This window comes from Pseudomonas sp. K8 (assembly GCF_014889455.1).
Classification (GTDB): Bacteria; Pseudomonadota; Gammaproteobacteria; order Pseudomonadales; family Pseudomonadaceae; genus Aquipseudomonas; species Aquipseudomonas veronii.
On sequence record NZ_VJWO01000011.1, the window covers coordinates 98,546 to 111,685 of the forward strand.

The following is a 13,140-nucleotide window of genomic DNA, read 5'->3' on the forward strand; positions in this document are numbered from 1 at the left end:
CAGGCAACACCCCGCCAGTATGCGCGCAAGCCTCCCCTCGCTTGCGCGCACAGCCCATCGCCCTGAGTCCCCCGCTCATTGGCGGCAATACAATTTCGCTACAGAACTGAACGGACACTCTCGCTAGAGTGACGCGCTGACTTCTGACTCAACACGCTCAGACCTCATACCTCGCTTGTCGTTGATCGCTGTTCGCGTCGATTTGACACAGCCGTTCCGGTACCTCTTGGGTGACCCCTATCAAGCCTTTAAACAAATCGCGCGCCTGTCGGACGCTGCTCACACTGTCACTGGGGTTAACTGCGGTGACAGGCTGTTCGGTCGCACCTCTGCCCGCGTTGAAACCGCCCGCGCCAGAGGCATGGCGCAATGCACCGTCCCCTCTGGCGCCGGCTAAGCCTGACCTCAATCGGTGGTGGCACGCCTTCAATGATCCTGAACTCGATACCCTGGTGGATCAGGCATTGCACAACAACCTCGACGTCGCCGCCGCAGTCGAGCGCCTGCGGGCTGCGCGAGTGCTGAGCCAACATTCGCAAGCGCCCTATCTGCCCTCGCTCGGGATCAAGACCCACGACGCGATAAGCCCCGACACCAGCAGTTCGTACTTCCTGATCGGCTTCGATGCACAGTGGGAACTGCCACTGTTCGGCGCCAGGCAGAGCGCGGATCGCATCACCGAGGGCAACCAGGCGCTGGTGGCCGCCGACTTGCGCAGCGTCCAGGTGTCGCTGGTCGCCGAAGTCACCCGGCATTGGGTTGAGCTGCGTTCGGCGCAACACGCCGAACGCGCGCTGACGGCCATTCGTGACGCTCAGCAGGAAAAACTGGCGCTGCTGCGTGTGCGCGAGCAACTTGCCCTGGCGCCGCACGCTGACGTGGCGGGCGCCGAGGCGGAACTGGCACGGGCCGAGATGCAGCTGAGCGGGCCGCAACAACGGATCCACCGCCATGCCCAGCAGTTGGCGCTGTTGTCGGGTCGGCCGGAGCCCGACCCGCGCTGGCTGCAGCCCGGACCGCAGCCCACGCTCGGCCAGTGGCAACTCAACAACGTGCCGGCGGACCTGCTGCGCACACGCCCGGAAATTGCCAACGCCGAGGCCGAGGTTCTTGTGGCCGCCGGGGAGTTGGGGATGAGCCGCGCCGATATCTACCCGCATCTCAGCCTGGGCGCTTCGTTGCAGTGGTCGCTGAACATTGCCAGCAACCGCAAGCGCACGCCCAGCGGCAACAGTATTTTCTCGGCCGGGCCGGGGATCAGCATCCCGTTGTTCGACTGGGGCCAACGTATCGCCACTGCCCGCGCGAAAGACCACCTGTTGCAGGCAGCGGTTCTGACTTATCGCCAGGCGGTGTTGCAAGGCGTTGCCGAAGCCGAAATCGCCCTGGGCGACCTCGAACAAACGCGCCTGCGCGAGCACGCCTCGCGCCAGGCCCATAAGGCGACGCAGACGCGCCTGGAGGCCTTGCAACAACGCGAGCGCCTGGGGCTCATGAGCCCACTGGAGCTGACGAGCGCCCGCGTGCAGGCACTGCAAGCCATGCGACAGGCCGACAGCACCAGCACCGAACGGGACATCGCCTACATCGCGCTTTATAAAGCCCTCGGCGGCGCACCGTTACCGAACCCGACAGTGAAGGATGCTGACTGATGGTGGCGCTTGCCCGTCTGACACTGATCCACGAATGGCGGCGCTTCCTGCCCGCGATGATTGCCGTAGGCTTCGCGGGGCTGCTGCAGTTGCTCCAGGCCGCGCTGGTGCTGGGTATTTTCGGCAGTGCCAGCGTCTATATCACCGGCTCTACGGCGGACCTCTGGGTCGGTTACCCCGGCACGCAAAGCGTCAACCTCGGGAGACCGATCGATGCCGGCGTGGAAATGCGCCTGCGCATGGACGCCGACGTCCTGCGTGTCGAGTCGTTTCGCTGGGTCGACGCCGATTGGCGCGGTGCGCGAGATACCGGTGGCGTGTCGGTGTTTGTCAGCGGCATCGACGTCGGGCCAGACGGCCTGATGTTTGCGCGCGCCCTGCCGACGGCACTGCGCGCCCGCCTGGCCGAGCCCGGTGCGGTGATCGTCGACCGCGCCGATCTGAGCACCCTGGGCGTGAACCTGGGGGACGCCGCGACCATCAACGGGCAACGTGTGCGCGTGGTGGGCGTCACCAGCGGCCTGCGCGCGCTGGGTGGGGTCAATGTGCTGGCGTCGCTGGCCACCGCCCGGCAGCTCGACACCACCACCGCAGCAGACCGCATCACCTACCTGGTGGCCAAAGTGCGCGATCCCGCTCAGGCCGGTGCGGTTGCCGCGCGCCTGAGCGACGGCCCTGCATTCGGCAACTACTCGGTATGGACCGCACAACAGTTCGCCCAGCGCTCGCAGATGTATTGGATGTTCGACACCGGTGCCGGTGCCGGCGTGCTGTTTCTGGCCGCGATTGTGTTCCTGGTGGGCGCGGTCATCACCAGCCAGACGCTGGTCGCCGCGGTCGTCGGTTCCATCCGCGAGTACGCCACCTTGAACGCCCTTGGCGTCGGCGTGAATGCCCTGCGCAAAGTGGTCATGGAGCAGGCTTTCTGGGTCGGGGCACTGGGGCTGCTGGGCAGTTCGGTGCTCGCCGGCCTGTTCTTCGCCCTGGCGGCGCACTACAACGTGCCGGTGCAGCTTTCGCCCGTCGCGGCCCTCGCCTGCCTGTGCCTGAGCATGCTCCTGGCACTCGTGTCGGGCCTGGCGGCCATCCGCACCTTACGCCACGCCGACCCGGCCAGCCTTCTGAGATAGCACTGCCATGAGTCTCCTGACATCCGCCACACCCTTCACGCTGCAAGCCAGCAGTATCAGTAAATCGTTCACCTCGGGGCGGGTCGTAACCCCAGTGCTGCATGACATTACCCTGGCGATACGGCCCGGCGAACTGACCCTGATCTCAGGCCCGTCCGGCTGTGGCAAAAGCACGCTACTGGCGATCCTCAGCGGCCTGCAGCAGCCCGACCGCGGCAGCGCATCGGCCCTGGGGCACAACCTTTCAAGCCTCGACACGCGGGCCCTGGAGTATTTTCGTCTGCGCCACACCGGCTTCGTATTCCAGGGGTTCAACCTGTTTCCGGCGTTGACTGCGCAGCAACAGGTCGAGCTGCCCTTGAGCTACCTGGGGCTGCCGAGCACGCAAGTCCGAGCGCGCGCCATTGAGGCGCTGGAGGACGTCGGGCTGGGCTCGCGCATGCAACTGCGCCCGGCCGAATTGTCCGGCGGCGAAAAGCAGCGCGTAGCCATTGCACGCGCCGTGGCAAAGGCCCCCGAGTTGTTGTTCGCCGACGAACCGACCAGCGCCCTCGATGCGGCCAACGGCCAGATCGTGATCGATATTTTGCACCGCATCGCCCGCACGCGTGGCACCACGGTGCTGTGCGTCAGCCACGATCCGCGCCTGATCAGTAATTGCGACCGCGTGCTGACCATAGAAGACGGCCGCATTTTGAACGATCAATCCCTTCCCTTCCAACCGGCCGCTATGGTCGGAACCCAGGAACACTCTGTATGAACGCGCGCCCGCTTCGCTCTTGGCTGCTTCTGAGTACCGCACTTGTATTGCTGAGCGCCTGCTCCCGTGAAGATGCGCCTTCCACGCCGACGTCGTCGGCGCCAACCTACCTGGCCGTCGCGCGCGGCCGTATCGATGTGGAAGGCGGTTTGCTCAAGCTCGGCGCGAGTCGCGACGGCGTGGTCGCCGAGATCAAGGTGACGGAAGGCGAGCAGGTCAAGAAAGGCCAACTGCTCGCCACCCTGGACAGTGAACTGGCGCAACTGGCAGTCGCCGCCGCACTGACCGAGCAACGCCAGGTGCAGATCCAAGCCAAACAGTTGGCAAGGCAGCTCAAGTTCGCCGAGCAGCAGGCCAGCCGCCTGACCGCCGCCGCCAAGGCAGGCGCCGGCGACAGCCAGAGTGCCGATGGGGCCCACGAGGCCGCCGAGCGCTTGCGCGACGAGATTGAAAAGACTCAGACAGACGCCGAAGTCGCCGCGAGAAAGCTGACGGCGGCACGCTACGAACTGGCGCAACACAGCCTGCGTGCGCCGGTCGACGCCGAGGTGGTTCGGCGCCTGATTCAACCCGGTGCCGCAGTGTCTGCACAGTCCGGGCCGGCTTTCGTTTTGTTGCCGAACCAGGCGCGTATCGTAAGGGCCGAGCTCAACGAGTCATTCACCGGCGCGGTGCGCCCCGGGATGAAGGCCGAAGTCACCGATGACAGCGCCGATGGTTCAGTGGCACTGACCGCCCATGTGGTGCGGATCAGTGCGGTACTGGGCAACAGCACCCTGGAAGACGACGCCCTGGTCAGGGCCAATATGCGTACCGTTGAATGCATATTGGCGTTCGATCAGCCGGCGCCGCCGTCTCTGCGCGTGGGGCAGCGCCTGCTGGTGCGGTTTGGGCCGTAGCTAATCGTCACGACCCGCCCAGCCCGACAGAGGTTCAGTGCTGGATAGAGTCGACAATCACCGTGCAGGTAATCCCCGCCGCCAACAACACGCCTTCGGGCACTTCATCGATATGAATCCGCACCGGCACGCGCTGGGCCAAGCGCACCCAGTTGAAGGTCGGGTTCACGTCGGCGATCAGCTCGCGGCTCTCGGGGTTGTCGCGGTCGTAGATGCCGCGGGAAATGCTTTCCACATGGCCCTTGAGGGTTTCGCCGCTCATCAACTGCATATCGGCCTTATCGCCGACCTTGACGTGGGGCAGTTTGGTTTCTTCGAAGAAGCCATAGACCCAGAACGAGTTCATATCGACCACGGCCATCTTGGCTTCGCCGATGCGCGCGTAGTCACCGCGATGCACGTTGAGGTTGGTGACGTAGCCGTCGACGGCCGCCACCACTTGCGTGCGTTTCAAGTTCAGTTCGGCGGCTTCCAGTTGTGCCTGGGCGTGCTGGTAGTCGGCGAGGGCCGAGTCGGCGACGTTGCCGGCGTCGTCGCGGTTTTCCCTGGAGATCACCAGCGCGTCGAGGTCGGCGCGGCGGTGGGCGTTGTCCTTGCGCATTTCCCAGGTGGCTTTGCGCGAAGCGACAAGGGCTTGCGCCTGTTTGACGGCGAGGCGGTAGTGTTCGGGGTCGATCTGCATCAGCAGGTCGCCCTTTTTCACCAACTGGTTGTCACGCACCGGCACGTTGACCACTTCGCCGGTGACGTCGGCGGCGACATTGATGATGTCGGCACGCACGCGGCCATCGCGGGTCCAGGGGGTTTCCATGTAATGCACCCACAGCGTGCGGCCAATCCAGATCGCCAGAGCCAGAACCAGCAAGGTCGCGAGCAGGCTGAAAAACTTTTTCATCGGGGCATTCTCAACGGTAGACGGTCAGCGCCAGGGCGCCGAACAGGCAAACGAACAGGCTCAGGCGCAGCAACGCCGGGTGCCAGAAAAAACGGTACAGATCGAACCCCCCCAGGAAGCGGTCCAGCGCCCAGGCCAACCCCGCCGCGATCAAAAACATCAGGGTCACGGTCGGCATGTAAATGCCGTGGAACGCGATTTCACGAGGCATGCCCAGCTCCTTTCAACATAAGCGCGCCTTGGGGCTTGTAGGCCGCCAGTGGCGATTGCGGGTCCAGCAGCGAAGTGCGGATGAAGTGCAGGTAGCTTTTCACCCGGCGCAGGGCCGAGGTATCGAAGTGCGGCGCGAAGGGTTCGTCGGTCGCCTGCACGCGGCTGATCGCATGGTCGACGGCAATCAGCCCGCGCTCCAGGTTGCTGGCGCTGGGTTGCAGGAACAGGCGCACCAGTGAGCGGCCCATCACGCGGATCGCCTGGCGCCAGGGCTGGGATTCGGCGTAGGCCGGGTGGATCGGCAGGATCGCCTGTTCCTTGCGCAACTCGATGATCGCATGGCCGACTTCAAGCACCACGAACATCCAGCGCAGCAGGTTGCGTTGCACTTGCGGCTGGCCGACAGCGAGGCCGTAGGCCTGGTGCAGCAGGTCGCGGGTGCGGCTTTCGAAACTCGACGCCAGGCCCTTGAGCTTGCCGCTGATCGCGTACACCACTTGCTCGCGCAGGTCCTGTTCCAGGCGGCGCCACAGCCAGCGGCTGTTGGGCGGCAGGATGATCGCCCCCGCCGCCGCGCACACCAGCATGCCGATGATCATCGCGATGTAGTCGTTGATAAAGTTGTAGGGGTTGTAGACCGTGAGGTTATCCGGCACCGAACCGGTGCTGAAAAAGATCAGCAGGCCCACGCCGACCCCGGCGTATTGCGGGCGTGAAGCGAGGAAGGCGCCGAGGATGATCACCGGCGCGAGCATCACGCACAGCAGCGGGAAGCCGTCGATCCAGGGAAACACGAAAAACATTTCGACGAAGCCCACCAGCGCCCCGATCAGGGTGCCGCACGCCATCTGGAACGCCATGCGTTTGGGGTTCGGTGTGGCGGCGGACAGGCCGACGGTGGCGGCGGCGATCATGGTCATGGTCGCGCCGCTCGGCCAGGCGGTCGCCACCCAGTAGCTGCCGAGCACGATCAGGATGAACGACGCCCGCACACCCGAGGCCACGCAGGCCAGCCAGTTGGTTTTGGGGATGAAGGTTTCGTCCCACTGTTCCCGCGCATGGGTGTGATCGGCCAGGGAGGCGTGGGTCTGTGCGTAGTTGTGCAGGTCGTCGACGAAGCGGTAGAGCAGCTCGTAGGCGGTATGAAAGTCCAACTGCTCGTCTTCGCTCGGGTTGCCTTGCTGGAAGATCGCTCGCAGGCTGCGGACTTTGGCGGGCAAGCCGTCCTTGTAGACGCTCAACTGGTTGACCAGCCGCGCCGCGTCGGGGCTGGTGAGGGCGCGGCCGGAGAACCCATCGAGTACCTCGGCCAAGTCCTGCAAGCCCGGTTTGATTTCGGCGACAACGTGGTCCGCGGCATCGGCACGCAGGCGTTCGAGCAACTGGTGCAAGGCGTTGAAGCGCGTGGTGATGCTCATGAATTCGCTGTTGAGGCGACTGAGCCGGCCGTTGCGCCGACGCATGTGCGGGTCTTCGAACACGGTGATGCTGCGCAGACCTTCCAGGCCCACGGCTTCGGCGATAAAGCGCACGTTGGTGCTTTCGAAGCTCTCGCGCTGGCTGCGCCCACGCAGGCCGTCGGTGACGAACAGCGCAAATACGCCAAAGCGCTGGTACAGCGCGTTGCGCATCGCCGCACTGGAGGTCTGCGGCAGGATCGCCGCGCTGACCAGCGTGGAGACCAGAATCCCCAGGGAAATTTCCAGCACCCGCCACACGGCCGCCATGAACGCCCCGTCCGGGTGGGCCAGGGACGGCAGGCCGACCATCGCAGCGGTGTAGCCGGCGAGCACGAAGCCATAGGCGCGAAAGTTGCGGTTGCGCGTGGCGCCGGCGGTGCAGATCCCCACCCAGATCGCCAGCGAGCCGAGGAACAGCTCGGTGTTCTGCGCAAACAAGGCGATCAGGAACACCATCACCGCCGACCCGGCCAAGGTGCCGAGGAAGCGATAGAAGCTCTTGGCGAACACCTGGCCGCTCTGGGGTTGCATCACGATAAACACGGTGATCATCGCGGTGCGCGGTTGCGGCAGTTCCAGGCGCATGGCCAGCCACAGCGTGGCGAACGCAGCGATCAGCACCTTGAAGATGTACACCCAGGTCACGCCGTCACTGCGTGCCCAGTCGAAAAAGCCACGGCGCCACTCAAGGGAATACAGCCAGCGCAGCGGTGCAGGCAAGGGAGTCATCAAATCCTACTCAGTGATCGAACACGGCGAGCGCCGCCGGGGTCTTGCTCGGGACAGTCTTGGTGTCTTGCGGAACATCGTTGCCGGCGCCCAGCCCGCCGCCCAGGGCGGTCACCAGGTCGGCGTGGGCCGTCAGACGCGCGGCCTGCACCTGCTGCTCGACTTGCTGCTGGCGGAACAACAGGGTCTGGGCGTTCAGCACATTGAGGTAATCGGTAAGGCCGCGCTGGTAGGCGATCATCGCGATGTCGTAGGTTTTCTGCGCCGAGGCCACCGACTCTGCGGCGAAGCCCTTTTGCTTGTCCATGGATTCGCGGCGGATCAACTGGTCGCTGATGCCTTTGAGCGCGTTGACCAGGGTCTGGTTGTAATGCGCCACGGCGATGTCATAGCCGGCGCTGGCTTCACCCAACTGCGAACGCAGGCGGCCGCCGTCGAAGATCGGCAGGGTGATGGCCGGGCCGACGTTGTAGTTGAATTTCTTGCCGGCCAGAAAACCCAGCATGCCGCCGCCGGTGGCCATGTAGCCGAGGCTGCCGACCAGATCGACGTTGGGGTAGAAACCGGCGTGCGCGACATCGATGCCACGCGCCTGCGCTGCCACCTGCCAACGGCTGGCGACCACGTCCGGGCGCTGGCCGAGCAATTGCGCGGGCAGGCTGGACGGCAATTTCAGCGGCGCGCCGAGGGACAAGGTCGGACGTTGCAGTCGCGCGCCCTCGCCCGGGCCTTTACCCGCCAACGCCGCCAACTGGTTGCGGCTCAGGGCGATCTCTTCGTCCAGGGCATCGAGTTGGCGATGGGTCTCGGGCAACGGGGTTTCGGCCTGGCTCACATCGAAATGCGTGCCAATGCCCGCGTTCAGGCGTTTATTCGCCAGATCGAGAATCTGCTGTTGCTGGGCCAGCGTGGCCGCGACGATGTCGCGGTTGGCGTAATGCAACGACAGCTGGATATAGACGCGCACTACGTTGTTCTGCAGTTCAAGCTGGGCCTGGCGTGCTTCGGCCACGCTCATGTGCGCCAGGTCGACGGCACGCTCGGTGGCGTTGCTTTCGCGGCCCCACAGGTCGAGGGCATAGCTGAAGCCCAGGGACGTATTGTTGTCCCAGGTGTTGGAACCGCTCAATGCACCCGGGCCGTAGAACTGGTCGTTCGGCCAGTTGTGGCGCTTGAGGGTGGTGTCGCTGTTGATCTGCAGCGACTCGGCCGACTCGACAATCCCGGCCATGGCCCGCGCTTCACGCACACGCGCGGCAGCCATGGCCAGGCTCGGGCTGTCGTGGGTCGCGAGTTCGACCCAGCGGTTGAGCTGGGGATCGCCATAGGCCTGCCACCATTGCGCGGTGGGCCAGCGGGCGTCCCGGGCGGCGCTCTGGATCGCCTCGTCGGTGGCCAGGGTATTGGCGTTGAGGGCCTGGTCTTGGGGGGCGATTCCTCCGGTTCCGATGCAGCCGCTGATTGCTAACGATAAGGCCCAAACACTGAGAGTCTTCAGCTCTCTGCTGATGCGACGCGGCACTGCTGCGAATTCCTGAGGTGGGTGATGCAGGGTAGGTGGTGTAATTCTAGGACGCGAGGGGAATGACGATAAGCTGGTATTCCTGTGAATCTTTATTACCGTTCAGGCGATAATCCCTTCGTAGGGATCACTGGTCGGCGTAACTTTCTGTCACAATTTGTCATCTCCCTTGAGAACACCCCATGGACACTTTGCAAAACATGCGCGCCTTCAGTTCTGTGGCCGAAGCCGGCAGCTTCACCGCCGCCGCCGCACAGCTGGACACAACCACCGCCAACATTTCGCGCGCGGTCTCCAACCTGGAGGCTCATCTGCAAACCCGCTTGCTCAACCGCACTACCCGCCGCATTGCACTCACGGAGGCGGGTAAACGCTATTTATTACGCTGCGAGCAAATCCTGGCCTACGTCGAAGAAGCCGAGGCCGAAGCCAGCGACGCCCACGCGCGCCCCGCCGGCCAGTTGAAAGTGCATACCATGACCGGTATCGGCCAGCATTTCGTCATCGACGCCATTGCCCGCTACCGCCGCACTCACCCGGACGTGACCTTCGACCTGACCCTGGCCAACCGCGTGCCGGACTTGCTCGATGAAGGCTACGACGTGTCCATCGTGCTGGCCAGCGAACTGCCGGACTCGGGCTTCGTGTCCCAGCGCCTGGGCATCACCTACAGCATCGCCTGCGCCTCGCCGGACTACGTCAAGGCCAAAGGCTGCGCGCAACGGCCCCACGATCTGCTCAACCACGCCTGCCTGCGCCTGGTCAGCCCGGTGGTCCTGCTGGATAAATGGAGCTTCAACGGCCCTGACGGCCAGGAAAGTGTCGCGATCAACACATCGCCGTTCCTGGTGAACTCGGCCGATGCGATGAAAACCGCCATCACCAGCGGCATGGGCGTCGGCCTGTTGCCGGTGTACGCCGCCATCGAAGGCCTGCGCAACGGCACGCTGGTGCGGGTGATGCCCAACTATCGCTCACAGGAACTGAACCTGTACGCCATTTACCCATCGCGCCAGTACCTGGATGCGAAGATCAAGACCTGGGTGGAATACCTGCGCGGTTCGCTGCCGGAAATTCTCGCGGCGCACCAGGCGGAATTGGTCGCGTATGAGTTGAGCGGCAGCCTGGGCGGCGTGCGGATGGCGAACTGATTTCTGCCAGACGATAGCGATCCAATGTGGGAGGGGGCTTGCTCCCGATAGCGGTAATGAAGTCATGCATGTATTGGCTGACACACTGCTATCGGGGGCAAGCCCCCTCCCACATTTGGATCTCCATGGATCAGATAGAACCCATTTGGCTCTTGCTCTTAGGAGCGGCCTTATAACCAACCTGAGCCTGGAAGCTGGACTCGGTCAAAAATGTGGGAGGGGGCTTGCCCCCGATAGCGGAAATGAAGTCATGCATGTATTGGCTGACACACTGCTATCGGGGGCAAGCCCCCTCCCACATTTGGATCTCCATGGATCAGATAGAACTCATTTGGTTCTTGCTCTTGGGAGCGGCCTTATAACCAACCTGAGCCTGGAAGCTGGACTCGGTCAAAAATGTAGGAGGGGGCTTGCCCCCGATAGCGGTAGTGAAGTCATGCATGTATTGGCTGACACACTGCTATCGGGGGCAAGCCCCCCCCCACATTTGGATCTCCATGGATCAGATAGAACTCATTTGGCTCTTGCTCTTAGGAGCGGCCTTATAACCAACCTGAGCCTGGAAGCTGGACTCGGTCAAAAATGTGGGAGGGGGCTTGCCCCCGATAGCGGTAGTGAAGTCATGCATGTATTGGCTGACACACTGCTATCGGGGCAAGCCCCCTCCCACAGAGGTTCAACGGTGTCCTGACAATTGCCGGCAGGAATGTTAGCTTGCTTGGCATTCTTCCGTAGTCGATGAGCCCGCCTGCAATGAAAAAGACTGTCCTCGCCTTCAGCCGTATCACCCCGGAAATGATCGAACGCCTGCAACAGGATTTCGAGGTGATCGCCCCCAACCCCAAGCTGGGCGACATCAATGCACAGTTCAATGAAGCCCTGCCCCATGCCCACGGTCTGATCGGCGTGGGGCGCAAGCTGGGCCGCGCGCAACTCGAAGGCGCGAGCCGGCTGGAAGTGGTGTCCAGCATATCGGTGGGCTATGACAACTATGACGTGGCCTACCTCAACGAACGCGGGGTCATGCTCACCAACACCCCCGACGTCCTCACCGAAAGCACCGCCGACCTCGCCTTCGCCCTGCTGATGAGCAGCGCACGCCGGGTGGCCGAGCTGGACGCATGGACCAAGGCCGGCGAGTGGAAAGCCAGCGTGGGCGCGTCGTTGTTCGGCTGCGACGTGCATGGCAAGACACTGGGCATCGTCGGCATGGGCAATATCGGCGCCGCCGTGGCCCGGCGCGGGCGCCTGGGCTTCAATATGCCGATTGTGTACAGCGGCAACAGCCGCAAGCCCGCCCTGGAACAGGAACTGGGCGCACAGTTCTGCAGCCTGGATCAGTTACTCGCCGAAGCGGACTTCGTCTGCCTGGTGGTGCCGTTGAGCGAAAAGACCCGGCACCTGATCAGTCATCGCGAGCTGGGACTGATGAAATCCAGCGCGATCCTGATCAATATTTCCCGCGGCCCGGTGGTCGACGAACCGGCGTTGATCGAAGCCCTGCAAACCCAGCGTATTCGCGGGGCGGGGCTGGACGTGTATGAAAAGGAACCGCTGGCCGAGTCGCCACTGTTCCAGCTGAGCAATGCGGTGACCCTGCCGCACATCGGCTCGGCGACCCATGAAACCCGCACAGCCATGGCCAACCGCGCCCTCGACAACCTGCGCAGCGCCCTGCTCGGCCACCGCCCGCAGGATCTGGTCAACCCGCAGGTATGGAAGGGCTGAGATAAGTCAACTTCATCGGCCCATTCCCCTAAAGCCTGGGCCGATGAAGTCGATAACCCTCCATAGATGATCAACCCTGATCCACAGAAGGTTTTTATGTCCACGTCTAAAGCCCGCGCAGACTCACTCTCGCTTCTGCTCTTTACCTTGCGCAGCGGCAAGTTGATGGCCATTAACCTGCTGAAAGTCAGCGAAATCATTCCGTGCCCGCCGCTGACCAAGCTGCCGGAGTCCCATCCGCACGTCAAAGGTATCGCCATGCTGCGCGGCACCTCGCTGTCGGTGATCGACCTGAGCCGCGCCCTCGGCGAAATGCCGTTGGAAGACCCGGACGGCGGCTGCCTGATCGTCACCGATGTCAGCCGCTCCAAGCAGGGCCTGCATGTGCAGGCGGTGAGCAAGATCGTGCATTGCCTGACCACCGATATCCGCCCGCCGCCCTTCGGTGCCGGCGGCAATCGCTCGTTTATCACCGGGGTCACCCAGGTGGAAGGCGGGCTGGTGCAGGTGCTGGACATCGAAAAAGTCATCCACGGCATCGCCCCGGCGCCGATTGAAATGGCGCCGACCGACTTGACCATGGAAGAGGCCGAAGTGTTGGGCAACGCGCGAATCCTGGTGGTGGATGACAGCCAGGTCGCCCTGCAACAATCAGTACACACCCTGCGCAACCTCGGTCTGACCTGCCACACCGCACGCAGCGCCAAGGAAGCCATCGACGTGCTGCTGGAACTGCAGGGCACCGCCGAGCAGATCAATGTGGTGGTGTCGGACATCGAAATGTCCGAAATGGACGGTTACGCCCTCACCCGCACCCTGCGCGAAACCCCGGACTTCCAGGACCTTTACGTGCTGTTGCACACCTCCCTGGACAGCGCGATGAACAGCGAAAAAGCGCGCGTGGCCGGGGCCGACGCGGTGCTGACCAAATTCTCCTCGCCCGAACTGACCAAATGCCTGGTGGTGGCCGCCCAGACCGTGGCGCAAAAGGGCCTGTAAGC

10 protein-coding genes and 1 pseudogene are annotated in these 13,140 nt (G+C 63.6%); 7 read left to right on the top strand and 4 right to left on the bottom strand.

Annotated features, from left to right (window positions below):
• The first annotated feature begins 305 nt into the window (after positions 1 to 305).
• From INT12_RS10955 to INT12_RS10970, 4 genes and pseudogenes are all read left to right on the top strand, one after another.
• Entirely contained in the window at positions 306 to 1,652 is a 1,347-nt protein-coding gene (locus INT12_RS10955) for an efflux transporter outer membrane subunit (RefSeq protein WP_319017434.1), read from the top strand.
• The gene (locus tag INT12_RS10960; protein ID WP_046484561.1) at positions 1,652 to 2,782 is read left to right on the top strand and encodes an ABC transporter permease; all 1,131 of its coding nucleotides are present in this window, start codon (positions 1,652 to 1,654) and stop codon (positions 2,780 to 2,782) included. The genes INT12_RS10955 and INT12_RS10960 overlap by 1 nt, the downstream gene beginning before the upstream one ends.
• A 109-nt stretch (positions 2,783 to 2,891) precedes the next feature.
• Positions 2,892 to 3,542: pseudogene (locus tag INT12_RS10965) on the top strand (ABC transporter ATP-binding protein); the annotation flags it as partial.
• Positions 3,539 to 4,441, top strand: a complete 903-nt coding sequence (locus INT12_RS10970; protein ID WP_193040883.1) for an HlyD family secretion protein — start codon at positions 3,539 to 3,541, stop codon at positions 4,439 to 4,441. The pseudogene INT12_RS10965 and the gene INT12_RS10970, both read left to right, overlap by 4 nt.
• A 34-nt stretch (positions 4,442 to 4,475) precedes the next feature.
• Here the strand turns inward: INT12_RS10970 and INT12_RS10975 are convergent, their stop codons facing one another.
• From INT12_RS10975 to INT12_RS10990, 4 genes are read right to left on the bottom strand one after another with little or no spacing between them, the layout of a single operon-like run.
• Positions 4,476 to 5,336: an HlyD family secretion protein gene (locus INT12_RS10975; protein ID WP_046484565.1), complete on the bottom strand. Its 861-nt coding sequence runs from the start codon at positions 5,334 to 5,336 to the stop codon at positions 4,476 to 4,478.
• Between the two features lie 10 nt (positions 5,337 to 5,346).
• Positions 5,347 to 5,547 carry a DUF1656 domain-containing protein gene (locus INT12_RS10980; protein ID WP_017845905.1) on the bottom strand — a complete coding sequence of 67 codons (201 nt, stop codon included), beginning with the start codon at positions 5,545 to 5,547 and terminating at the stop codon, positions 5,347 to 5,349.
• Positions 5,537 to 7,738, bottom strand: a complete 2,202-nt coding sequence (locus INT12_RS10985; RefSeq protein ID WP_046484570.1) for an FUSC family protein — start codon at positions 7,736 to 7,738, stop codon at positions 5,537 to 5,539. Before INT12_RS10985 ends, INT12_RS10980 begins: the two co-directional genes overlap by 11 nt.
• 10 nt (positions 7,739 to 7,748) lie before the next feature.
• Positions 7,749 to 9,260, bottom strand: a complete 1,512-nt coding sequence (locus INT12_RS10990; protein ID WP_017845907.1) for an efflux transporter outer membrane subunit — start codon at positions 9,258 to 9,260, stop codon at positions 7,749 to 7,751.
• Positions 9,261 to 9,442: 182 nt separating this feature from the next.
• Here INT12_RS10990 and INT12_RS10995 point away from each other — a divergent pair, with 182 nt between their 5' ends.
• From INT12_RS10995 to INT12_RS11005, 3 genes are all read left to right on the top strand, one after another.
• Positions 9,443 to 10,411 carry a LysR family transcriptional regulator gene (locus tag INT12_RS10995; protein WP_017845908.1) on the top strand — a complete coding sequence of 323 codons (969 nt, stop codon included), beginning with the start codon at positions 9,443 to 9,445 and terminating at the stop codon, positions 10,409 to 10,411.
• 753 nt (positions 10,412 to 11,164) lie between these two features.
• Positions 11,165 to 12,139, top strand: coding sequence for a 2-hydroxyacid dehydrogenase (locus INT12_RS11000; protein WP_046384642.1), 975 nt, complete (start codon positions 11,165 to 11,167; stop codon positions 12,137 to 12,139).
• A gap of 96 nt (positions 12,140 to 12,235) precedes the next feature.
• Positions 12,236 to 13,138 carry a chemotaxis protein gene (locus tag INT12_RS11005; protein ID WP_193039978.1) on the top strand — a complete coding sequence of 301 codons (903 nt, stop codon included), beginning with the start codon at positions 12,236 to 12,238 and terminating at the stop codon, positions 13,136 to 13,138.
• Positions 13,139 to 13,140 lie beyond the last annotated feature (2 nt).